Annotated in this window: 23 protein-coding genes; 15 read left to right on the top strand and 8 right to left on the bottom strand. The window is 60.1% G+C overall.

The genetic code is table 11. The features are described 5' to 3' along the window. Window positions 1-29: 29 nt before the first annotated feature. Window positions 30-1,460, top strand: a complete 1,431-nt coding sequence (locus BUE92_RS16970; protein WP_073525134.1) for a nucleobase:cation symporter-2 family protein — start codon at window positions 30-32, stop codon at window positions 1,458-1,460. A gap of 12 nt (window positions 1,461-1,472) precedes the next feature. Further along, window positions 1,473-1,934 carry an LEA type 2 family protein gene (locus BUE92_RS16975; protein WP_073525136.1) on the top strand — a complete coding sequence of 154 codons (462 nt, stop codon included), beginning with the start codon at window positions 1,473-1,475 and terminating at the stop codon, window positions 1,932-1,934. Between the two features lie 675 nt (window positions 1,935-2,609). Here BUE92_RS16975 and BUE92_RS16980 read toward each other — a convergent pair. Then, window positions 2,610-3,536 carry a carbon-nitrogen hydrolase family protein gene (locus BUE92_RS16980; protein WP_073525138.1) on the bottom strand — a complete coding sequence of 309 codons (927 nt, stop codon included), beginning with the start codon at window positions 3,534-3,536 and terminating at the stop codon, window positions 2,610-2,612. 91 nt (window positions 3,537-3,627) lie between these two features. On the opposite strand from BUE92_RS16980, the gene BUE92_RS16985 reads away from it, so the two are divergent. After that, on the top strand, window positions 3,628-4,548 hold the full coding sequence (locus tag BUE92_RS16985; RefSeq protein WP_073525139.1) for a LysR family transcriptional regulator: 921 nt from the start codon (window positions 3,628-3,630) through the stop codon (window positions 4,546-4,548). Here BUE92_RS16985 and BUE92_RS16990 read toward each other — a convergent pair. After that, window positions 4,520-4,774, bottom strand: a complete 255-nt coding sequence (locus BUE92_RS16990) for a hypothetical protein (protein WP_003190904.1) — start codon at window positions 4,772-4,774, stop codon at window positions 4,520-4,522. The two genes, BUE92_RS16985 and BUE92_RS16990, sit on opposite strands and share 29 nt — an antisense overlap. A 163-nt stretch (window positions 4,775-4,937) precedes the next feature. On the opposite strand from BUE92_RS16990, the gene BUE92_RS16995 reads away from it, so the two are divergent. Continuing rightward, window positions 4,938-5,258, top strand: a complete 321-nt coding sequence (locus tag BUE92_RS16995; RefSeq protein WP_073525140.1) for a DUF883 family protein — start codon at window positions 4,938-4,940, stop codon at window positions 5,256-5,258. Window positions 5,259-5,290: 32 nt separating this feature from the next. Here BUE92_RS16995 and BUE92_RS17000 read toward each other — a convergent pair whose 3' ends face one another. Both BUE92_RS17000 and BUE92_RS17005 read right to left on the bottom strand, forming a co-directional pair. Beyond that, window positions 5,291-6,328: an Ldh family oxidoreductase gene (locus tag BUE92_RS17000; RefSeq protein ID WP_073525141.1), complete on the bottom strand. Its 1,038-nt coding sequence runs from the start codon at window positions 6,326-6,328 to the stop codon at window positions 5,291-5,293. Between the two features lie 219 nt (window positions 6,329-6,547). Then, on the bottom strand, window positions 6,548-6,817 hold the full coding sequence (locus tag BUE92_RS17005) for a PepSY domain-containing protein (protein WP_014718736.1): 270 nt from the start codon (window positions 6,815-6,817) through the stop codon (window positions 6,548-6,550). Between the two features lie 149 nt (window positions 6,818-6,966). On the opposite strand from BUE92_RS17005, the gene BUE92_RS17010 reads away from it, so the two are divergent. The 7 genes from BUE92_RS17010 to BUE92_RS17040 all read left to right on the top strand — a co-directional run bounded on the left by BUE92_RS17010 (window position 6,967) and on the right by BUE92_RS17040 (window position 12,968). Then, window positions 6,967-7,965, top strand: a complete 999-nt coding sequence (locus tag BUE92_RS17010) for a FecR family protein (protein WP_073525142.1) — start codon at window positions 6,967-6,969, stop codon at window positions 7,963-7,965. 313 nt (window positions 7,966-8,278) lie between these two features. Beyond that, the gene (locus tag BUE92_RS17015) at window positions 8,279-8,734 is read left to right on the top strand and encodes a hypothetical protein (RefSeq protein WP_073525143.1); all 456 of its coding nucleotides are present in this window, start codon (window positions 8,279-8,281) and stop codon (window positions 8,732-8,734) included. Next, on the top strand, window positions 8,734-9,285 hold the full coding sequence (locus tag BUE92_RS17020; protein WP_073525146.1) for an adhesin: 552 nt from the start codon (window positions 8,734-8,736) through the stop codon (window positions 9,283-9,285). The genes BUE92_RS17015 and BUE92_RS17020 overlap by 1 nt, the downstream gene beginning before the upstream one ends. A 68-nt stretch (window positions 9,286-9,353) precedes the next feature. After that, window positions 9,354-10,088, top strand: a complete 735-nt coding sequence (locus tag BUE92_RS17025) for a hypothetical protein (RefSeq protein WP_073525148.1) — start codon at window positions 9,354-9,356, stop codon at window positions 10,086-10,088. A 61-nt stretch (window positions 10,089-10,149) separates the two neighbouring features. Next, window positions 10,150-10,830: a C39 family peptidase gene (locus BUE92_RS17030; RefSeq protein WP_019817800.1), complete on the top strand. Its 681-nt coding sequence runs from the start codon at window positions 10,150-10,152 to the stop codon at window positions 10,828-10,830. 37 nt (window positions 10,831-10,867) lie between these two features. Continuing rightward, window positions 10,868-11,611: a hypothetical protein gene (locus BUE92_RS17035; RefSeq protein WP_073525149.1), complete on the top strand. Its 744-nt coding sequence runs from the start codon at window positions 10,868-10,870 to the stop codon at window positions 11,609-11,611. Between the two features lie 49 nt (window positions 11,612-11,660). Next, window positions 11,661-12,968, top strand: a complete 1,308-nt coding sequence (locus BUE92_RS17040) for a hypothetical protein (RefSeq protein WP_032892089.1) — start codon at window positions 11,661-11,663, stop codon at window positions 12,966-12,968. 154 nt (window positions 12,969-13,122) lie between these two features. Here the strand turns inward: BUE92_RS17040 and BUE92_RS17045 are convergent, their stop codons facing one another. Next, window positions 13,123-14,445: a sigma-54 dependent transcriptional regulator gene (locus tag BUE92_RS17045; RefSeq protein WP_073525150.1), complete on the bottom strand. Its 1,323-nt coding sequence runs from the start codon at window positions 14,443-14,445 to the stop codon at window positions 13,123-13,125. A gap of 344 nt (window positions 14,446-14,789) precedes the next feature. Between BUE92_RS17045 and BUE92_RS17050 the strand changes: the two genes are divergently transcribed. After that, the gene (locus BUE92_RS17050; RefSeq protein WP_073525151.1) at window positions 14,790-15,050 is read left to right on the top strand and encodes a hypothetical protein; all 261 of its coding nucleotides are present in this window, start codon (window positions 14,790-14,792) and stop codon (window positions 15,048-15,050) included. A 66-nt stretch (window positions 15,051-15,116) separates the two neighbouring features. Here the strand turns inward: BUE92_RS17050 and BUE92_RS17055 are convergent, their stop codons facing one another. Genes BUE92_RS17055 through gnd form a run of 3 tightly spaced genes read right to left on the bottom strand, consistent with a single transcriptional unit; the run spans window position 15,117 to window position 18,441 of the window. After that, window positions 15,117-15,941: a Cof-type HAD-IIB family hydrolase gene (locus BUE92_RS17055; protein WP_073525152.1), complete on the bottom strand. Its 825-nt coding sequence runs from the start codon at window positions 15,939-15,941 to the stop codon at window positions 15,117-15,119. Further along, on the bottom strand, window positions 15,938-17,461 hold the full coding sequence (gene zwf / locus BUE92_RS17060) for a glucose-6-phosphate dehydrogenase (RefSeq protein WP_073525153.1): 1,524 nt from the start codon (window positions 17,459-17,461) through the stop codon (window positions 15,938-15,940). The genes BUE92_RS17055 and zwf overlap by 4 nt, the downstream gene beginning before the upstream one ends. After that, a complete protein-coding gene (gene gnd, locus BUE92_RS17065) occupies window positions 17,458-18,441 on the bottom strand; it encodes a phosphogluconate dehydrogenase (NAD(+)-dependent, decarboxylating) (RefSeq protein WP_073525156.1) in 984 nt (327 codons plus the stop codon). Before gnd ends, zwf begins: the two co-directional genes overlap by 4 nt. Window positions 18,442-18,700: 259 nt before the next feature. Here gnd and BUE92_RS28510 point away from each other — a divergent pair, with 259 nt between their 5' ends. The 3 genes from BUE92_RS28510 to BUE92_RS17075 all read left to right on the top strand — a co-directional run bounded on the left by BUE92_RS28510 (window position 18,701) and on the right by BUE92_RS17075 (window position 23,143). Further along, on the top strand, window positions 18,701-18,877 hold the full coding sequence (locus BUE92_RS28510; protein WP_256673978.1) for a DUF6026 family protein: 177 nt from the start codon (window positions 18,701-18,703) through the stop codon (window positions 18,875-18,877). A 157-nt stretch (window positions 18,878-19,034) separates the two neighbouring features. Further along, entirely contained in the window at window positions 19,035-20,777 is a 1,743-nt protein-coding gene (locus tag BUE92_RS17070) for a phosphoethanolamine transferase CptA (protein WP_073525159.1), read from the top strand. 128 nt (window positions 20,778-20,905) lie between these two features. Continuing rightward, window positions 20,906-23,143, top strand: coding sequence for a TonB-dependent siderophore receptor (locus tag BUE92_RS17075; RefSeq protein ID WP_073525160.1), 2,238 nt, complete (start codon window positions 20,906-20,908; stop codon window positions 23,141-23,143). Window positions 23,144-23,202: the final 59 nt, after the last annotated feature.

Raw genomic sequence — 23,202 nt, forward strand, 5'->3', positions numbered from 1 at the left:
GCCTCCATTTTCTGACCCGAGCCATCATTTTGTCTGACGCTCAAGCCCCCCGCCCGCGCTATAAATCCGACCTCTTGTACGGTCTCGACGACCGCCCGCACTTCACCGCCGCGATCTTTGCCGCGTTGCAGCACGTGTTGGCGAGTTTTGTCGGTATCATCACGCCCACGCTGATCGTCGGCGGCGTACTGGGGCTGGAAAGCGAAGTGCCGTACCTGGTGAGCATGGCGCTGTTTGTCTCGGGGCTTGGCACCTTTGTGCAGGCGCGCACCTTCGGGCCGGTGGGTTCGGGGCTGTTGTGCCTGCAAGGCACCAGTTTTTCCTTTATCAGCGTGATTTTGAGCGCTGGGTTCATGGTCAAGGCCCGGGGCGGCGGCACCGATGAAATCCTCTCGACAATCTTTGGCATCTGCTTTTTCGCGGCGTTTATCGAAGTGGTGCTCAGCCAGTTCATCGGCAAACTGCGCAAACTGATCACCCCGGTGGTGACCGGCACCATCATTACCTTGATGGGCTTGTCGCTGATCAAGGTGGCGGTCACCGACATGGCTGGCGGCTATGGCGCCAGCGACCTGGGCGCCGCAGGCAACATGGGCCTGGCGGCCTTGGTGCTGCTGACCATCGTGGTACTCAACCGCTTCAACAACCCGTTCCTGCGCCTGGGCTCGATCGTGATCGGCCTGACACTGGGCTTCGTAGTGGCGTGGCTGCTGGGCCGCGTCGACATGGCCGCCCTGCCCCAGGTGCCACTGGTCAGCGTGCCCGTGCCGTTCAAATACGGTTTCTCGTTCGACTGGGTGGCGTTTATCCCGGTGGCGGTGATCTTCCTGATTTCGCCCCTGGAAGCCGCCGGTGACCTGACCGCCAACTCGATGATTTCCCAGCAACCGGTCAAGGGCCCGCTGTATATCAAGCGCATCAAGTCCGGCCTGCTGGCCGACGGCCTCAACTCCGCGATGGCCGCCACCTTCAACAGCCTGCCGATGGTGACCTTTGCCCAGAACAACGGCGTGATCCAATTGACCGGCGTGGCCAGCCGCTACGTGGCGTACTTCATTGCTGGGCTGCTGGTGCTGCTGGGGCTGTTTCCGATGATCGGCGCGGTGTTGCAACTGATGCCCAAACCCGTACTCGGCGGTGCGACCCTGATCATGTTCGGCACCGTGGCCGTGGCCGGCATCAAGATCCTCGCCGAAGCGGGCCTGCATCGGCGCAATGTGCTGATCGTGGCGATTTCCCTAGGCATGGGCCTGGGCGTCGCCGCGGTGCCGCAAGTGCTGCGCGAGCTGCCCAAGGCGCTGCACAACATCTTCGAATCGCCGATCACCGTGGGCGCATTCTGTGCAATCCTGCTGAACATTTTCCTGCCCGAAGAGTTCATAGAGCTGGAAGAAGATGAATTCGAGCCGGAGTCCTCTACCCTCAAGGTCATGCAGGACCCGGACGTCACCCCAAAGTAGGAGCATTTTTCTATGCGCAAGCTCATGGCTCTATCGCTGTTGCTGCTGGCCTTGAGCGCCTGCGCACTGTTCCCCAACCGCGACCCGGTGAACATCAATGTGGTGGGCATCGAGCCGCTGCAAAGCCAGGACCTGGAAGTGCGCTTTGCCGTGAAGTTGCGGGTGCAAAACCCCAATGAAGCGGCAATCGACTACAACGGCGTGGCCCTGGACCTGGAGGTCAATGGCCGGCCACTCGCCGCAGGCGTCAGCGATCAGGCTGGCAGCATCCCACGCTTTTCCGAGACCGTGCTGATGGTGCCGGTCAGCGTTTCGGCGTTTTCGGTGTTGCGCCAGACCCTGGGCCTGAGCCAGACCCAAAGCCTGAACAACCTGCCCTACGTGCTTCGCGGCAAACTGGCGGGTGGCCTGTTTGGCACGATGCGCTTTGTAGAGCGTGGCACCCTTGACCTGCCGAACACCGCCACCTGGTAAGTGACTGAAAACCAAATCCCCCGAACACTGAAGATCAAATGTGGGAGCTGGCTTGCCTGCGATGGCCATAGGTATCTACATAACTCTGTAAGCTCAACGGTAACCACGATGCGAAGCGAGTCGCTCTTGCTCTTGCTCTGCTTTTGATCTTGATCTCAGGCGCCCCGTTAAACCACGCTGGCCGGAATTCGACAGTGATTTTGGGGGTAAACCGGCAGGGATGCCGGTTTAGCCGCCCCGCGCCATGGATGGCGCGTGGCGGCGGCCCCCTAAATCACTGGCGGATTACGGGCACACCGAGCCTAAGCGAGGTGCCGAGTGGTGGGGCAAGAGCGTTTTGCTTACTTTTGCGCTTTCAAAAGTGAGCCGCCGTCAGGGCGGAACCCTAAGTGGCCGTTACCTAAATAACGGATATGTACTCGGTCAGCCCCAACATCCTGGTCGGCTGTCAGGCCGCCTTCGCGAGCAAGCCCGCTCCCACAGTTTGATCGTGGTGTGTCAGGTAGATAGGCGTCGGCTGTCTAATCGTCACGGGAGCAAGCTCCCTCGCCACAGATTTAGCGTCGTGCCGAAGTTGTGTAGATACCTATGCTGCGATGGCGGCACGTCAGTAACAGATGAATTGAATGACACGCCGCTATCGCAGGCAAGCCAGCTCCCACAGGTTGATTGCGTTTAGTCAGTGATATAGCGAACGCCTGGCTTGGCGCGTTCGTCCACCACCAGTTCAAAAATATCGGGCCGGGCGTAATGCCCCACTACGTCGTAGTCGTAGCGTGCCCGCACCAGATCATCGGTATTGATCTGCGCCGTCAACAAACCCGCCTCGCCCACCAACGGCCCCGACAAAATGTCGCCCATGGGCCCGATGATCACGCTGCCACCGGCAATCAACGGACGGTCCACCGGCCAGTTGGCAACCTCCACACCCAAGGCCTGAGGTGATGCCTGCACCTGGCAAGCGCTGACCACAAAGCAACGCCCTTCATGGGCGATATGGCGCATGCTCACCTGCCACATCTCGCGCTCGTCCACCGTGGGCGCACACCACACCTGCACGCCCTTGGCGTACATCGCAGTGCGCAGCAACGGCATCATGTTTTCCCAGCACACCGCGCCGCCGATACGCCCCACCGCAGTGTCGATCACCGGCAGGGTCGAGCCGTCGCCCTTGCCCCAGATCAGCCGTTCGGTGCCGGTCGGCATCAGTTTGCGGTGCTTGGCCACCAGGCCGTCCGAGGGTTCGAAATACAGCACAGTGCAATACAGCGTGCTGCCGCTGCGTTCGATCACGCCCAGCACCAGGCTGGCACCGGTACGCGCCGACAATCCGGCCAGCGCCTCGGTCTCGGCACCCGGTACGTCGATGGCATTGGCAAAATAGCGCGCAAAGGCTTCACGGCCCTCGGGCAGGCGATACCCCAATTGCGTGCCAAAGCTTTCACCTTTGGGATAGCCGCCCAGCAGCGCCTCGGGCATGACCACCAAGTGCGCACCACTGCGCTGGATTTGTTCCTCATAGGCCAGGATCTGCGCCAGGGTGTCAGCCTTGCCCCCAGGCAAGGCGCCGATTTGCAGGGCTGCGACAGTCGATACAGGCATCAGGCTCACTCCAATAGATAGGGGTTGCCCATTCTCCGGCCAGACTCGATCATGAATAAAGCCCACCTCAGTGCTAAATGATATGAGCCAAATGAATATCGCCCAGGTTGACCTGAACCTCCTCAAAACCTTCGAGGCCCTGCACGACGAATCCAGCGCCAGCCGTGCGGCGCTGCGCCTGGGCGTCACGCAGTCGGCGATCAGCGCGGGCTTGCGGCGCTTGCGCGAGCTGTACGGCGACCCTTTGTTCGTGCGCACCGGCCGCGGCCTGGCGCCCACATTGCGGGCCAATCAGTTGAAACCGGTGATCAGTGAGGCATTGGATCGCTGCCGCCAGAGCCTGGCGATGATCAGCCCGCATAACCTGCACTACGAAGGGCGCTCGGTGGTGCTGGGGCTGTCGGATGACTTCGAGATTGCCTATGGCCGGAGCCTGATGGATACCATCGCACAACGCCTGCCCAAACTTCGGGTGATCTTTCGCCAGACGTACAGCCAGATCGTGGCCGCCGCCCTGCTCGATCGCACGCTGGACCTGGCCATCACCGCCGGCGGTTTTACCGAGCGCAGGCTGAGTCGACTAGTGCTGGGGGAAGGTGACTATCGCTGCCTGGTCGACCCGCATAGCCTGGCACCGGGCCAGGAGACTATCGACCTGCAAGGGTTTGTCACACGGGAACATGTATTGGTGTCGTCAGGCGGGTTTATCGGCATTACCGATGAAGGCTTGGCGGCGCACGGGCTGCGCCGCCACGTGTGCGCGTCCACCAGCCACTTTGCCGCGCTGCCGTATCTGCTCAAAGGCAGCACAGCAGTAGCAACCATTCCCGGGCATGCCGCCCACGCCATTGCGCAAATGACCGGCCTGCACGTGCTGCCCTGCCCGCTGGCACTGCCGCACTACCCGGTGGAGTTGGGCTGGCGCACCCAGGCTCAGTTGGACCCGCTGTTGCTCAAGGTGCGCGAAGCGATTGTGGCGTGCTTTACTTCGCCGCCGCCATCAGCTTGTTGACTTCGCTGCGCACCATGTTGGAGAACTCTGGCGGCGACATGCCGTCGAGTTCGGCACGCACCCATTCAGCCCATTTGCCCTTGCGTTTGGCGCGCTCACCGAACAAGCGCGCGGCTTCGCCCTTGGCCTTGCCCAGATTGGTTTGCCACAGGTCGTAGAGGCGCGACTTTTCATCTTCCAGCTCGGCGCGTTCGGCGAGGGTCTTGTTGGCGAGATTGAAGCTCATGTTGAATTACCTGCTGCACAAATAGGTGACATCTTACACTGTAGGTCGAACGTTCCCGATCCGGATTTTGCCTCAGATGAGCACGCGGGAAAAAAACTGCAACTTTTGCCGCTGCCCGATACTCCATTGTTCACTGCCACATCCACCTGCAAGGAGTCACTCAATGGCCCGCAAAACCGCCGCCCAAGCTGCCGAAGAACAAATCAAGGACCAAGCGTTCAGCGAACTGAGCGCGTTGATCGAAGAGTCGGACAAACTGCTCAAAAGCAGCGCATCCCTGGTGGGCGAGGAAGGTGAAACCCTGCGCGAGCAGGTTGCCATCAAACTCAAGCAAGCCTTGGAATCGGTGTCCAGCGTGCGTGAACGCAGCAAGCCGGTCGTGGATGCCACCGAGACTTACATCGGTGGTCACCCATGGCAGACCGTGGCCATTTCCGCGGGCTTTGGCCTGGTGGTCGGCCTGTTGCTGGGTCGCCGTAACTGATCCATTCAGGCTGCGCACCCGCGCAGCCTGTTTCACCCCGCCGCCAACGACCTCAACTCGCGCAAATCCTGCGCATCCAGTTCGATCCCGGTTTCCTGCGACTTGGCCCGCGTACGATGGCGTCGGTCCCCCGGCAATCGACGCAGCCCCGCCGCATGCATCTGCCGCACCAACTCCTGACTGCGCTGGGCGAAGCTTTGCCCTGCGGTTTTACTCGGGTCGATCACGATCAGAAGCTGGCCTGTCCACGGCGTGCGCGCTCCCGGGTGGTCCGTCCAATCGAATTCGAACGAGAAGTTGCCGCCGGTCAGTGCTGCCGCCAGCAACTCGACCATCATCGACAGTGCCGAGCCCTTGTGCCCGCCAAACGGCAACAACGCGCCGCCTTCCAGAATGGCTTTAGGGTCCTGGGTCGGCTGGCCGAGGCTATCGACGCCCATGCCCACCGGCAGGCGCTCGCCTTTGCGCGCGGCGATCTGCACGTCGCCATGGGCGATGGCGCTGGTGGCCAGGTCAAACACAATCGGCGCACCGTCGGCCCGTGGCGCCGCAAACGCGATGGGGTTGGTGCCGAACAACGGGCGATCAGCGCCGTGGGGCACCACACAGGTCATGCTGTTGACCACGCTGAGTGCCACCAGCCCCTCCTCGGCAAACGGCTCGACGTCCGGCCATAGGGCAGCGAAGTGATGGGAGTTATGAATCGCCAGCAAGGCGATGCCGGCGCTGCGTGCCTTCTCCACCAGCAACGGGCGCGCCGCTGCCAGGGCCGGCTGGGCAAAACCATTGCCCGCGTCGACGCGCACAACCCCTGAGGCCACATCGGTCACGCTGGGGACGGAGGTGCCGTTGACCCACCCACTGGCCAGCGTCGAAAGGTAACCGGGGATACGAAAAATACCGTGACTGTGGGCACCGTCACGCTCGGCACTGGCGCAGTTGTGCGCAAGAATCGCAGCAACCTGCGGCGATGTGCCGTGCCTGACGAAGATCTGTTGAAGCAACTCCACCAACTCAGCGAAGCGAATCGAGGCGCGAGCGGTGGCAACTGTCGGGGACTGCGCAGACATTTGAAGCTCCGTTTTTATAATTGGAAGGGGCAACGAATGGGACATCCAGACCCTCGATTAAACACCACCCACTCTCTGCGTTGTCAACGTGCGCAGCGCTGAATATTTACCGCCTTGTGCCACAGGCGCCTGCCTGCAAGGCTGACTGCGTGACGTACCTGGCCGCCCATCTTGGCCGCCACGTGGAGCCGGAGGCCTGAACGGCCCCCGGCGAGTGCATCAGTCTTTCTGGTCACGCAGCACGTTGCCGGAGGCGCCATCGATGCGCGCCTCATACACGATGCCATCGGATTTGCGGCCTTTGACTTCCCAATAGCCATTGTCATCCGCTTCAGCGGCGTAGACCTCAATGTAGCCAGCCTTGGTTTTCGCCACCTCGATGGCTTTCTCAATGGTGATCCAGCCTGCACCCGGCTTGTCGGCCATGGCAGCGCCAGCGCTCAACAGTGCGGAAGTAGCACACAGGGCGATCAAGGTTTTCTTCAACATTTTCGTACTCCTTAAGTGGACGACAGGTTAATTCCTGATTTTTTAGGCGCACGCAAACAAGAATAAGTTCCAATTGATGTGCAATCGCCATGATGCGGTTCTCGCCGTCCGCCTTGGGAGGTTAGAATGCGGGAAATCAGGATGAGTTAATGAGCGAAAAGCCCCTTTCAGAAAGCGAATATGACGCCATCACCGACGCCGCAGCGCATTGGTGCATGCGCCTGCACGCTGCCGATTGCACGGCGGACGAACGTCAGGCGTTCACTCGGTGGCACGATGCTCACCCGCTGCATGCCTTCGAATATGCAGCCATGCTCGAGATCTGGGACGTGGCCGACCATCTGCCCCGCGACAAGCCTGAGGCGGTGGTGGTCCCAATCAAGAAGCCGCCCCGCCGCTTGCGCACCTACGCGGTGGCCGCAGCGGTGTGCCTGGCGGCATTGCCGCTTGCCGCCTTCACCGGCTGGGAAGCAGGCTGGTTGCCCAGCTCATATGAACGGTTCGAAGCCGCCAATGGCTTGAAAAAATTCACCCTGGGCGATGGCAGCCAAGTGGAGTTGAACCTGGGCACCGAGTTGGTCTACAGCCATTACAAGGACCAGCGCCGTGTCACCCTGAAAAAGGGCGAAGCGTTCTTCAACGTCACGCACGACAGCAACCACCCGTTTATCGTGCGGGCCGGCGAAGGCCAGGTGCGAGTGACCGGCACGCAGTTCAATGTCTGGGAATATGAAGATCAGGTGCGGGTGATGTTACTGGAGGGCTCGGTGCAGATCTCCAGCGACGGCGAGCATGCCAGTGTGCCGCTTAGCCCGGGCATGCAAGCCAGTTTCCGCCAGGGTGACGCCACCCCGCAGATCGCCGCTATTAACCCCGCTGACACCGCGCTGGCATGGCGCCAGGGCAAGCTGGTGCTCGACAACCTGACCCTCACGGATGCCTTGCCCCTTATCAACCGCTACCTGAAAAAGCCGGTGATGCTCGCAGACGCCAGTACCGGCGCGATTCGCGTCGGCGGTATCTACAACATCAACGAGGTCAACAACCTCGTGCCCTCCCTGCCCAAAGTATTGCCGGTCTACCTGACCCAAAACCAGGACGGCAACCCCGTGCTCAATTCCATTCCACGTAAAACGCCCAAGGGCTGAGTCCTCTTGCACAAACGGGAAGCCTTGGGCCGCGGGTGTCCGATTTTGAAACACCTCCCTCGCCTGCATCGCCCATCTTGTGCGGATTCATGGTTTTGTCACAGGCGGTGTTACATCCCTGAGACAGCGTGAGGTGAGCACAGGCCTATCTCAAGCGTTGAGGACTGTTTCAAACCTGAAACAGGGGTGCTATCAATTTGCCTCGACTTAAGCCCAACCCCTTGAATATCAACATCTAATAAAAAGCGGCACGCCTTCTGCTCTTTCCCTGACAACGCTGTTTAGGGTCAGCGTGAAGAAAAGGACTGCCGCCGTGAACACACTCACACACGCCACGATAAACGTACTGCTGATCAGTTGCGTGCTCAGTGCAGGTGTCAGCCTGACGAGCCAGGCGGGTGACGGCGTGATCGTGACCGGGCGTACGGTGCAGGGCCACATGTACGGGCGAACCTCCCTGCCCGACCCCTATCCCAATACCGCCAACGCCAACCCCAGCAAAGAGATCAACAGCGCCCTGACCGGCGAACTCAGTGACAGGGACATCGGCGGCATCAGCAGTGGTTCCAGCCTCGCCCGCTCCCTGCAGCCCAACGGCAGTCTGTCGGGCCTGGGCGCCACCCAAAACAGCATGTCGACACTTGGCGCTGGCGCAGCGGCCGGCCATGGTGCGGGCAGCGGTGGCAGCATGGGCGGGCAGATCAGCGACTCGATCCAACGAGGCATGACGCCGCTCAACAACCTCGGCAGCATGATGGGGGGCAAGTGATGAAGCGCGCCCTGTTGATATTCGCCTTGCTGGGCAGCGCCTCGGCAATGGCCGACAACAGCGCCGTGATCAACCACAGCGGCCAGCAGTACGACGGTGTGCTGTCGATCAACCAGGCCGCCGGCACCGGGCAACAAATGTCCAACAGCCGCGCCATCGCGCTCGGTGGCCAGGCCACCAACCTCGACATCCAGCGCGTCGACGGCAAGGTCGACCCGTCCCTGAACGCCAAGGCCGCGATCCAGGGCAACTCATTCAGCAGTGGCAACGGTGTGCTGGGCATCAACCAGTCTGCCGGGGCCAATAACCAATCCATCAACGCTGTGCGGATCAGCCTCAACCCAGGCCCGCAGAGCATCGATGACAGCGTCCTGTTGCAACAGAACACGACGACGCTGGCAACCGACTCAGGCCTCACCCCCACCACTGGCAGCCGCCAGGTCGTGACCAGCGACCAGGCCTTCACCGGCAGCCGAGGAGTGATTCAGGTGAACCAGAGTGCCGGGGTGGGGAACCGAGTGGCTAACACCCTGGGCATCACTATCAAGTAACCGCTTGGTAGACGTTCGTTAGACCGTACCAACACTTAACCAACTAATTAGAAGCAAGGAGAAACACCATGAAACCTCAAATGGCTCTGAAACCAATGGTTTTCGCTCTCGCCGCACTCATGGCTGCTGCTGCTCAAGCGGGTGGCTGGCATCCAACCCCACAACCCACCGGTACCGTGGCCGCTGTCGTCACTGACGTACAGAAAAGCTCACACAACAAATTCGACGACACCAACACCGAGAACAACGCATCAGCCGACAACTCGGTAAATAGCAACAGCGGTAATGTCGGGGTCAACGCACAATCGGGTTCCGGCAACCAGGCTGACAACGCCGGCGCCATCTCCAGTGCCAAAGGCGACTTCGCCACCGTGTTTGCCGTGATCGATGTCGACCAAGGCAGCTCGCATAACAACTTCGTCAACAAAGGCACGCAAAACAACGCCTCCCTGGACGGCTCCATCACCGGCAACTCCGGCAACGTGGGTTACAACGGCCAGGCCGGCCAGGGCAACCAGGGTAAAAACAACCTGGCCATCACCACCGCTGACGGCAAGAACATCGCAGCGGCCTCCAACACCGAGCAGAACTCTCTCAACAACAGCTACCTGAACACGGCCGCCAGCAGCCATGGTTATGGCAAGCCTCAGTACGTGTCCAACAACGCAAGCCTCGACAACTCGGTTAACCGCAACTCCGGCAACGTAGGTGTGAACCTGCAATCCGGCTCGGGCAACCAAGGCAGCAACAGCCTGTCGATCGGCCAAGGTTGCAGCGTCTGCGCCAGCGGCGTGCGCTTCTGATCCTACGGGGCCTTGGCGACAAGGCCCTTTTTTATTCCAGCGTCCAACAGGTCATTCGATCATGCGTATCGCGACCCTCACCCTCCTGATGTTACTCACCGGCACGACCTGGGCAGGCACCATGGCGATTTCGGCCATGCCCGGCGGTGCGGTGATTTTCAAGAAGGTGGAGAGCATTCGCGAGCGCCGGTTCGCCAACCTGGTGGAACAGAAAACCGATTTCAGCTGCGGTGCCGCGGCACTCGCCACCATCCTGCGCCAGGCCTATTGGCTGGACGTCGACGAAGCACACATCATCAAAGGCATGCTGGTCACTGCCGACCAGGACCTGGTACGAACCCAGGGCTTTTCCATGCTGGATATGAAGCGCTACCTCGAAAGCATCGGCATGCGTGCCCGGGGCTACAAGATCGCGCCCGAGACCCTGCTGACCGTGAAAATCCCCGTGGTGGTGCTGCTGGAAATCCGCGGCTACAAGCACTTCGTGGTGTTGCAACGGGCCGACAAGGACTGGGTGTACATCGGTGACCCCGTATTGGGCCACAAGCGCTATTCCCATGACGATTTCGTCAAAGGCTGGAATGGCATTGTCTTCGCCGTACTGGGTGAGGGTTACGACAAGGCCAACGTCTTGCTCGACCCGCCCCTGCCACTGACCGCCAAGAGCCAGATGAATGAGTTCCGGCCTGTGGGCGATGCCGAGCTGATGGATTTCGGTTTTATCCAGAGCGACTTCTTCTAGAAGCGCAATAAGGGGCAGGACGCCCCAGGAGCAGCAGATGAACACTTCCCGTTGGCTGACGGTCTTGTGTCTGGCCGCCTCAATGCCTGCTTATGCGTCCTCGGGGTTCAAGCCCATCGAACTCAAGGACGCCGAAATGGCCGAGCTGCGTGGCCGTTACGTGATGCCGGGGCGCATCATCAGCTTTGGCATTGTCATGAGCAGCACCTGGACCAATGCCGTCGGTGACAACATCACCGGCACGGCCAACATGCACATCGACAAGACCACCATTACTCCACAGTTCTACGTGCAAACCACCGGCTCGACCGGTACCGGCACGCGCCCCAACACGGGCACCGGAAATGTGGTCGGTGGTGCCGGCCTCGGCAGCGGCCAGGGCGTGACCCAAAGTGTACGCGCCGCCGGCGATGGCAACGCCGCCTACAACAATGTGGGCATCAACGTCGAAAATGGGGTTACCCCCGCCAATAACCTGCAGTCCGGCCAGGTGCTGGTGGCGGGCGGCACAGTGACCGGGGACAGCGCCGCGGGCCGTGTCAGCGTATCGGCCAACAATGGCGGCGTGCAGATGGCCATCCAGGCCAATCACAACCAGGGCAACAGCCTGCAACAGATCGGCGCGGGGAATGTGCTGCAGGGCACGGTATTGACCGGCGATAGCAACCTTGTCAGAAACATCACCCAGATCAACGTCGTGATGAACAGTAACGGCCTGAACAACGGCGCGTTGAACTGCAACCTGGATCAACTCAAGGGCCTACGCACGCTGGGTTATTGAACTACGCTGACCCTCGACACTTACGTATTAGAAAAGGACGGCTTATTTCATGCATCGATCGTTATCGCTACGTGCGGTGGTTTGTTTGAGTACGCTCTTGCCCGCATCCGTGCTGTATGCCGCGCCAGACGCTGACATCGAAACCCTGAAGAAAGAACTCCTAGAACTCAAGCAACGCTACGACGTGCAGCAAAAAGCCTTGGCCGTGCTGGAACAACGTGTGCGCCAGGTCGAGGATCAGCCGGCAACGCCCGCCCCCAGGCGCCTGGCCAAATCACCGGCCGACTTCAAGAACGGCGCTAACACTGTCGCGGCTAGCGGTACGGGCGCAGCCGCGGCATCCGGTGGCGCTGGCGGGGGTGGCAGCTCCTACGGCCAGGCCCTCAAGGACGACTCGGCCCCTGCGCAAAGTGTGAGCAACCTGTACAACGAGGCCAGCGGCTTTTTCGGCAATGGCAAGTTCAGCGTGGAAACCGGCATCACCTATGCCCGTTATGACGCGCGCCAGTTGACGCTCAATGGTTTCCTGGCGCTGGACTCGATTTTCCTGGGCAACATCAACCTGGACCGGATCAAGTCCGACAGCTGGACCCTGGACCTCACCGGGCGCTACAACGTTGACAACCGCTGGCAGTTCGACCTGAACGTGCCGGTGGTGTACCGCGAGTCCACCTACCAATCGGGCGGCGCCGGCAACGACGCCACTGCCACCTCCGAAGGTTCCGTGACTCGTGACCCGACCATCGGCGATGTCAACTTTGGCGTGGCCTACAAGTTCCTCGACGAAACCTCGACCTTGCCGGATGCGGTGGTATCCGTGCGCGTCAAGGCACCGACGGGCAAGGAGCCTTTTGGCATCAAACTGGTCCAGCAACCGAACAACGACAACCTCTACGTGCCCGAAAGCCTGCCTACGGGCAACGGGGTCTGGTCGGTCACACCGGGCATCTCCCTGGTCAAGACCTTCGATCCGGCCGTGCTGTTCGGTTCGTTGTCGTACACCCATAACTTTGAAGACTCTTTCGATGACATCAGCAGTCAAGTCAATCAAAAGGTGGGAGGCAAGGTACGCCTGGGCGACAGCTTCCAGTTCGGGGTCGGCGTCGCCTTTGCCCTGAACGAGAAGATGAGCATGTCGTTCTCGGTTTCCGACCTGGTGCAGCGCAAGAGCAAACTCAAGCCGGATGGCGGCGACTGGCAATCGGTGGTGTCCAGCGATGCCAACGCCGGCTATTTCAACGTGGGCATGACGATTGCCGCCTCGGATAACCTGACCATCGTGCCGAACCTGGCGATTGGCATGACCGATGATGCGCCGGACTTTACGTTCAGCCTGAAATTCCCGTATTACTTCTGAGTGTGTGGGAGGGGGCTTGCCCTAATGCCTGTAGGAGCGAGCTTGTTCGCGAAAAACCCATAAACGCCGCAGTTTATTCAGGAAACGCGCGTTATCGTTGACGTTTTTCGCGAGCAAGCTCGCTCCTACAGAGGGCCTTGGTGCACTATCCGCCCTAGCGGATCTGGTGTTTGTGCAGCAACCGGTAGAACGTTGGCCGGGAAATCCCTAACACGCGGGCGGCAACACTGAGGTTGTCGCTGTGCCGGTTGAGCACATCGCACAGCGCCTGGCGTTCGGCACGGTGCTTGTAGTCCTCCAATGTCGCCATCGGCGCCGAAATAACTTGCTGCCCTTGCAGCCCCAGGTCGACCGCTTCGATCTGCCGCCCTTCGGCCAGCACCAGGCCGCGCCGCACGCGGTTGGCCAGTTCACGTACATTGCCCGGCCACGGGTGTTGCCCCATCGCCACCAAGGCCTCTTCGCTGAAACTGCGCGGGCGCCGTCCGGTTTCCTGGCTGTAGAAACGTGAAAAGTGGTTGGCCAGCATCGCCACGTCGCCATGGCGTTCGCGCAACGGCGCGGTGACCACTTGCAGCACATTCAGGCGGTAATACAGGTCTTCGCGAAAAGCGCCCTTCTCCACCGCAGCCTCGAGGTTGACGTGGGTGGCAGCCAACACGCGTACATCCACCGGGATCGGCTGGCTGCCGCCAACGCGTTCGATGTGTTTTTCCTGAAGAAAGCGCAACAAGTTGGCTTGCAGCTCCATCGGCAGATCGCCAATTTCATCGAGGAACAGGGTGCCGCCGTTGGCCGCTTCAATACGCCCGATCTTGCGCTGGTGGGCGCCGGTGAATGCGCCTTTTTCGTGGCCGAACAGCTCGGACTGGATCAGGTGTTCAGGGATGGCGCCACAATTGATCGCGACAAACGGCTTGGCGTGCCGCTGGGATTGGCGGTGCAAAGTCTTGGCCACTAACTCTTTGCCCGTACCGCTGTCACCGCGGATCAACACCGGGGACTCAGTAGGCGCCAACTTGGACAACAATTTGCGCAACTCACGAATGGGACGGCTCTCGCCCAGCAATTCATGGGGCTCATCCACCGGCGCGTAGCCCTTGCCACGCAGGCGCGCCATGCCGAACGCACGGCCCAGGGTCACCTGCACCCGGGACACATCGAAGGGCAAGGTATGAAAGTCAAAAAACCATTCGCAGACAAAATCGCCGACGTTCTGCAAACGCAGTACATCCTGGCTGAGCACGGCGATCCACTCGGTGCCGCTGCGACCAATCAACTCCTTGACCGCTTCGGGACGTTCCAGGTGGTCACGTTGCAAACGCAGCAGGCCCACATCACAGGAACGCTCACCCACCGCCTCCAAGGCACAGCTGTCCACTTCCCAGCCGGCAGTGCGTAAACCAGGTAGTAGCCCGTGACAGTCGTCACAGGGGTCGACCACCAGTAAGCGGCGTTGGGCGGGTGTCACAATCATGACTGTTCCTTGGCGCCAAAATTGTTAAAGTTATTTAGAAACAACAGTTTGTGGCAACTGCTGGTAACCCTAGCAAGATCTTGACGCTTACCTTGTACTGTTTCGCTATAAGTGCGGGCAAAAAGCCATGTGTATTTAGTAGCGCGCCAGAAGTTGCCCGTCGGTGAAACGCTTATTGCGCTTTCAAAACAGCCGCTTACATGACGTCAATCAGGGAAAGTTAAAATTTCTTGCCCTAGCATGTGACCCGCACCCCACCATCGTGCATCAGTACAAGTAACCCACCGCACGGTCAGCCCAACCGCCGGTACTCACTTGAATGGGCATACAGAGAGAAGACCCAAATGAACGCTCCGCTGCGCATCAACGAAGCTCTTTTGATTGCAGACCGTGCTTTCCAGCCCTTTCAGTGCGTGGCCTGGCACGATGGCAATGGCGCCCTCAGCCTGAGCGTCATCGACCGTACCAACACCCGTATCGGCAGCAAACAGTTGTCCTCTACTGCCTATACCGACCCGGCTCAACTTGAAAACCTGTTGTTGCAGGCCCGCGCCGAGCTCGATAAAGATGGCCACCAGTTGCAACACTGGGCGATGCCAAAGTAATGCAATGCAGCAACTTCCAGCCCAAGTAAAACTTGAGCTGGAAGTTGTACAGTCATACTTGCACGCTTAACGTGCGGCGAGAATAAAGCGTTCGAACGCCTCGGCGGCGCCGTCCTCGACATTGCTGCCGGTGACCACATTGGCCTGGCGCTTGACGGTTTCTTCGGCCTGGCCCATAGCAATCGACAGTCCCGCCACATGAAACATCGCCGGGTCATTGCCACCGTCGCCAATCGCAGCCGTTTGCGCAAGCGGTACGCCCAAGTGTTCAGCCAGTGTTTTCAAGGCTTCGCCTTTATTGGCCAGCATCGCGGTCACGTCCAGATACACCGGCTGCGAACGCGAGACCTGGGCCAACCCCTGCACCTTCGGCTGCAATTGCGCTTCCAGCTCCACCAACAACTGGGTGTTGTTGCTGGCGGCGACGATCTTGTCGACCCTGTCCAGGTAAGGCTCGAAACTCTCCACCACTACCGGCCCATAGCCCAAGCCATCGGCTTCGCGCTGCACCATGGGCCCGGGCGGATCACGGCGCAGCCAGTCGCCATCGGCAAACACCCAGACTTCCACGTCCGGCTCGGTGGAAAACAGCGCCAGGGTGATCAGCGCCGCTTCCGCCGGCAGATGATGAGCAACCAGGATGCTGCCATCCGGGTTGACCAACGTACCGCCATTAAAGCCAGCCACCGGCACATCGATGCCAAAGGTCTCGATCAAATGCCGCATGGCCTTGGGCGGACGCCCGCTGGCCAGGCTGAAAATCACCCCGGCCTCGCGCATAGCGCAAATGGCATCGGCGGTGCGTTGGCTGAGGCTGTGGTCGGGATGCAATAGCGTCCCGTCCACATCACTGAGGACAAACCGGATGGGATGAATCGTCGCGTCACTCATCCGAGGCTGTGCCAGGCGCGGCCATCGCGGGCCAGCAAGGCATCGGCCGCCGCTGGGCCATCTTCACCGGCCTTGTAGGCCTGGATACCATCATCTTGCTTCCACGCATCCAGGAACGGCTGCACCGCACGCCAACCGTTCTCGATGTTGTCGGCGCGCTGAAACAGGGTCTGATCGCCAGTCATGCAGTCGTAGATCAGGGTTTCGTAACCCGTCGACGGCTGCATCTCGAAGAAGTCCTTGTAGTCAAAGCCCAATTCGATATTGGCCATCTCCAGGGTCGGCCCAGGCTGCTTGGCCAACAGGTCGAACCACATGCCTTCGTTCGGCTGGATCTGGATTTTCAGGTAAGTGGGCTTGAGTTCATCGACTTCGGTATCGCGAAATTGCGCATAAGGCGCCTGCTTGAAGCAGATCACGATCTCGGTGTCGCGGATGCTCATGCGCTTGCCGGTACGCAGATAAAACGGCACACCGACCCAACGCCAGTTATCAATCATCACTTTTAGCGCGACGAACGTCTCGGTGCTGCTGTCCGGCGCGACGTTGGCTTCTTCGCGATAGCCGGGCAATGGCTTGCCGGCGATTTCGCCAGCGGTGTATTGGCCGCGCACCGAGTTGGCCCGCGCATCTTCCAGCGACCAAGGGCGGATCGCACCGACCACTTTGGCCTTCTCACCCCGCACCGCATCGGCACCAAAGGCTGCCGGCGGCTCCATGGCGACCATTGCCAGCAACTGGAACAGATGGTTGGGCACCATGTCGCGCAAGGTGCCGGTTTTTTCGAAAAAATTACCCCGGGTTTCAACGCCGACGGTTTCAGCGGCAGTAATTTGCACGTGATCGATGTAGTGGTTGTTCCAGAACGCTTCGAACAGCACGTTGGAGAAACGGCTGACCAGGATGTTCTGTACCGTCTCCTTGCCCAGGTAGTGGTCGATGCGGTAGATCTGCTTCTCGCTCATCACCTTGAGCAGGCAGGCGTTGAGCGCCTCGGCGGTGGCCAGGTCGGAGCCGAACGGCTTCTCGATAACCACGCGCCGAAAGCCATCATCGGTTTCATTCAACAAGCCGGCACTGCCCAGGCGCTGCACCACTTCACTGAAAAAGCGCGGAGCGGTGGCCAGGTAGAACACCGCGTTGGCGGTGCCGCTGTCAGCGATCTTGCTGGCGATATCGGCATAGGTGCTGTCGTCGAGGAAATCACCCTCGACGTAGCTGATGCCCTTGGCCAATTGCGCCCACAACGCGGGGTCGAGGGCGTTCTCGGCATTGCCCCTGACTTTGCTGGAGGCTTCGGTACGAATGAAGTCCTCGAGTTTCTTGGCAAAGTCCGCATCGCTGATGGCGTTGTGATCAACGCCGACGATACGCAGGCCATCGCCCAGCAACCCGTCGCGGCTCAGGTTGTACAGCGCCGGCATAAGCAGGCGCTTGACCAGGTCGCCATGGGCACCAAACAGAAACAACGTGGTGGGTGGAGCGGGTTCGGCCGTGGGTTTCTTGCCGTTGGCGGTCATTTTTTGGAAGTCTCCACATGGCCGCCAAAGCCGAAGCGCATGGCAGACAGCATTTTGTCACCGTAGGTGCTCTGCTGGCGGGAACGGAAACGCGCAAACAGCGATGTGGACAACACCGGAACCGGCACCGCCTGCTCCATGGCCGCTTCGATGGTCCAACGGCCTTCACCGCTGTCGGCCACGGAGCCCGAGTAGCCGTCGAGCTTCGGGTCGGTGGCCAGGGCGTCGGCGGTCAGGTCCAGCAGCCAGGACGACACCACGCTGCCACGACGCCAGACTTCGGCGATGTCGCCAACGTTGAGGTCAAAGCGTTGGTCTTGCGGCAGGTTTTCCGAGTTCTTGGTCTTGAGGATGTCAAAACCTTCGGCAAACGCCTGCATCATCCCGTACTCGATGCCGTTGTGGATCATCTTGACGAAGTGCCCCGAACCCGCTGGGCCGGCATGAATGTAGCCCTGCTCGGCACGTGGGTCGGCAGAGGCCGAACGGTCCTTGGTGCGCGGGATGTTACCCAGGCCCGGCGCCAGGCTTTTGAAGATCGGGTCGAGGCGATTCACGGTCTCGGTGTCGCCACCGATCATCATGCAATAGCCACGCTCCAAGCCCCAGACGCCGCCCGAGGTACCCACGTCCACATAGTGCAGGCCCTTTTCAGCCAGGGCCTTGCCGCGACGCACGTCGTCCTTGTAGTTGGTGTTGCCGCCGTCGATGATCACATCGCCGTCTTCCAGCAATTCGCTCAGTGCGTTGATGGTGTCTTCGGTGGGCGCGCCCGCCGGCAACATTACCCAGACAGCACGGGGTTTTTGCAAGCCGGCCACCAGCGCTTTCAAGCCGGCGACGCCGGTGGCGCCCTCCTCGCTCAAGGCTTTGACGAAGGCTTCGTTACGGTCGTATACAACGGTGGTATGCCCATTGAGCATCAGGCGCCGCGCAATGTTACCGCCCATGCGGCCTAGTCCGATAATCCCCAGTTGCATGTGCTGATGCTCCTAACTTCTAAAAAATGTGTGACATAGTTTATAGCGCAATGAGGCTAATGAGGGTTAGTCCAGAGCGGATCCGTGTAGTTTCATGACAAAAAAGTTGCCATCGTTTCACCATCATCCCGGTAAAAGTCACACGACCATAAAAAATAAAAAAGTTCCCTTGCCGCGAAAAAGAATTCAAACTTGCTTCCGACTGTTGCCAAAAACCTGTTTTGGCACCGCGATCTACCGGCTATTTGCGAGGTAAGCAATGAGCACAGCACAGATGACCCGTCCGCCACAGACCCTCTACGTCACTATCCGTCGCGATGAATTGCGCCAGTTGAAAGACGAGCGCGATCAGTTGCAACAGGAAGTCCTGCGCCTGCGTTTACACCTTCAAGCCCATCTCGATCAGCCCTCGGATGCCAAGCCAGCCCTGTGCTGATGCCCGCGCCGAACGCGTTGTAAGGCAATACCTACAGAAAACTCACAAAGTTTTCACATTCCCCTCTTGATACTCCCGTTCCGCGATGCCGCTCACTTCCTGGGCGGCCCGATGTTGCGCGCCTGTGCGCGACAATCTTTTTCTGATGGGGCGCTGGATGGCGATGTTCAAACGCAGCACGACGACTGCGAAAGGCTTTGATTGGGCCGGCCTTGGCTGGTTATTCCTGTTTTTCTGGTATTTCTCGGGTATTACCCAACTTCTTATCCAACTGACCGGCACCTCCGGCTTCAGTGGCTTCCGCCAGGCCTTCTTCATGAGTGCGCTGTGGCTGGCGCCGATGTTGCTGTTCCCGCGTCGTACGCGCCTGCTCGCCGCCTTGATCGGCGTGGTGCTGTGGGCTTGCTCCATGGCGAGCCTGGGTTATTTCTTCATTTACCAGCAGGAATTCTCCCAGAGCGTCATCTTCATCATGTTCGAGTCGAACATCTCTGAAGCCGGCGAATATGCCACCCAATACTTTGCCTGGTGGATCGTGCTGGCGTTCATTGCCCACACCGCCTTCGCCATCTTCCTGTGGACGCGCTTGCGCCCGGTGTACCTGCCTCGCGGCCAGTCGATCGTGGCAGCCATTGCCATCGTCCTGGCGGTGGTGGGCTACCCACTGGTCAAGCAGATCGCCACCAGCGAAACCATGGAATTGGCCATCGACCGTTTCGAAACCCGCATCGAGCCTGCCGTGCCTTGGCAGATGATCGTCGCCTACCGTCGCTACACCGAGCAGCTGGACAATATGCAAGGCATGCTCACCAGTGCGAGCAAGATCCCGCCCTTGAACAACCTCAAGGACAGCATGGCCGGCCAGCCGTCCACACTTGTCTTGGTCATCGGCGAGTCGACCAACCGCCAGCGCATGAGCCTCTACGGCTACCCGCGCAACACCACGCCGGAACTGGACAAGCTGCGCGACCAACTGGCCGTGTTCGATAACGTCATCACCCCGCGCCCCTACACCATTGAAGCGCTGCAACAGGTGCTGACCTTCGCTGACGAAGAAAACCCGGACCTGTACCTCAAGACACCCTCGATTGTCAGCGTGATGAAACAGGCCGGCTACAAGACCTTCTGGATCACCAACCAGCAGACCATGACCAAGCGCAACACCATGCTCACGACCTTTTCCGAACAGGCCGACGAGCAGGTGTACCTGAACAACAACCGCAACCAGAACGCCCGTCAGTACGACGGCGACGTACTGGCGCCGTTTTCCAAGGCCCTGGCCGATACCGCCGAACGCAAGTTCATCGTGGTGCACCTGCTGGGCACTCACATGAGCTACCAGTACCGCTACCCGCCGACCTTCGACAAGTTCACCGACCGCCAGGGCGTGCCGGCGGGTGTCAGCGATGCGCAGTTGCCGACCTACAACAGCTATGACAACGCGGTGCTGTACAACGACTTCGTGGTCTCCAGCCTGATCAAAGACTACGCCAAGACCGACCCCAACGGCTTTTTGCTGTACCTCTCGGACCACGGCGAAGACGTGTTCGACTCCGCCGGCCACGACACCTTGGGCCGTAACGAAGGCAAGCCGACCGCGCCGATGTACACCATCCCGTTCATGGCCTACGCCTCGCCCAAATGGCGCGAAAGTCACGACTGGAGCTTCGCCGGCGACTTGCAACGGCCTTATAGCAGTTCGCAGTTGATCCACACCTGGGCCGACATGGCAGGCTTGAATTTCGATGAGCTGGACCACAGCAAGAGCCTGGTGAGCGACAGCTTCAAGCCACGCCCCCTGTTGATCGGCAACCCTTACGAGACCAAGCAGAAGGCGCTGATCGACTTCAGCCTGATCAAGCCCAAGAAGGCCGACAGCGCCGAAGTGGTGGCCAAGTAAGCCAGGGTCTTGTAACAGAAAGATAACAATCATTATCGTTTGAGCCTAAAGTTCCGCAGCTCCTTTCGTCTTTGAACCAAGCCCTCCCTGCCTGGGGAGGTATCAAAGACGACAAGGAGTCTGCAGCGATGTTCGCCCCCTTCACCCGTTCCATGACCTTTACCCTCGGCCTGTTCAGCCTGGCGCTGAGCCCGGATTCGCTGGCCGACACCGCCTCCGATACAGCCCCCGCCAAAGCCCTGGAACTGGGCGCGACCACCATCAGCGCCGACGGCCTGGGCGCTACCACCGAGCACACCGGCGCCTACACCACCGGTTCGATGAGCACCGCCACGCGGCTGAATCTCTCCGTCAAGGAAACCCCGCAATCGATCTCGGTGGTCACACGCCAGCAGATGGACGACTTCAATCTCAATACCCTGACGGATGTGTTGCGCCAGACCACGGGCGTCAACGTTCAGCATTACGACTCCGATCGTGTCTACTACTCCGCCCGAGGCTATGGCATCAGCAACTTCCAGGTTGACGGGATGCTCAACACTTTCGGCTACATGAAGACCGACGCCGACACCATCATCTACGACCGCATCGAAGTGGTGCGCGGCGCGACGGGCCTGACCACGGGCGCAGGCGACCCATCGGCCACCGTCAACATGGTGCGCAAACGCCCTACCGCCCAGTGGCAGGCCAAGACCGGCATCAGTGGCGCCAGCCATGACAACTACTACAGCTACATTGACGTGGGCGGCCCGCTGGCATTCGACGGCAAGCTGCGCGGGCGCAGCGTGCTGGCCTACCGCGACAGTCAGTCTTTTCGTGACAACTACGGGCTGCAGCGGGCAGTGGGCTACGGCATTCTTGAAGGCGATCTTTCCGACGATACCGTGCTGGCCGTCGGCTTTGATTACCAGAATAAACAGGTGCAAGGCACCTCTTGGGGCACCGTGCCCTACTGGAACAGCCAGGGCGGCAAGGCCAGGCTGCCGCGCTCCACCAACATGGCGGCGCACTGGAGCTCCTGGCCGCTGACCGACAAGACCACCTTCGCCACACTCGACCATCGGCTCGGCGGCGACTGGCACCTGAAGGCCGCCTATACCCATCGCCAGAGCGACACCGATGGCAAGGTGTATTACGGCGGCGCCGGCTTCCCCAACCCCGACCGCAGCGGTATGACGGCCTGGGCCAGCCATATGCGCGGTACTTCGCGCATGGAGGCCATCGACTTCAACCTGGCCGGCAGCTACACGCTGCTGGGCCGCGAACACGCGCTGATGATGGGGTATGGCGAAGCCGCCCAACGGGATGTCTCGCCCTTCATGCGCAGCGACCTGCCAGCCAGCTATTACCCCATTCAGGACTGGAAGCACATGGGCGGCATCGGCAAGTTCACCGACCAAGTGACCGACCTGAAGGGTGAGCACAGCAAGAAGCAACAGAAAGCCGGCTACCTGGCCACAAGGCTGAGCCTCACGGACCGCTTGCACGCCGTACTGGGCAGCCGTTACGGCAGTTGGGAGCTGGAAAGCGCAGAGCCCAAATACGATGCCAACGACCAACTGACCGCTTCGGGCAAAACCAGCCAGACCCACAATGATATGTGGACGCCCTACGCCGGCCTGCTCTACGACATAACGCCGCAGTACACCGTCTACGCCAGCTATACCGACATTTTCAAACCTCAAGACAACCGTGATGCCAACAAGAAGTACCTGGAGCCGGTGGTTGGCAGCAACTACGAAGTGGGCCTCAAGGGCAGCGTGCTGGACGAGCGCTTGAACCTGGCGGCCGCGTACTTCTGGAGCACCCAGGACAACGTCGCCGAGCGGGATGACTCAGTCCCGCCGAACCCGGTCACGGGCGAGGAGTACTACAAATCCGGTGGCAAAGGTAACAAGGTCAACGGCTTCGAGCTGGAGGCCGCCGGGGAAATCACGCCGGACTGGAACCTGACCGCCGGCTACACCTACACCCATTCGGTCAATGGCTCGGACAAACGCAATAACACCAGCCAACCCTTGAACCTGGTGAAGATCTCCAGCGCCTATCGCCTGCCGGGCGCCTGGCGCAACCTGACAGTCGGCGGCGCCGTGAACTGGCAGAGCGAAACCTACGACTTCAGCAACCGACCGACCGGGCAGCGCAACAGCGAAGGCCGGCCAATAACCACCCGGGCGAAAATCACGCAACAGGGCTACACCGTGGTCAACCTGATGTCGCGCTACCAGTTCGACGAACAGGTTTCGGCGTCAATCAACGTGAATAATCTCTTTGATAAGAAATATTACGAGCGCGTTGGTTTTTATAACGGGGTGTATTGGGGCGAGCCGCGTTCCGTCACGCTGGCATTGGATTGGAAGTTATAGCCTCGCACGTTGAAGTTAACAAAACTGTTAATTTCAACGGCATCTCCCGTTAATTCCCA

The organism is Pseudomonas fluorescens (assembly GCF_001902145.1).
GTDB classification, from domain to species: domain Bacteria; phylum Pseudomonadota; class Gammaproteobacteria; order Pseudomonadales; family Pseudomonadaceae; genus Aquipseudomonas; species Aquipseudomonas fluorescens_BV.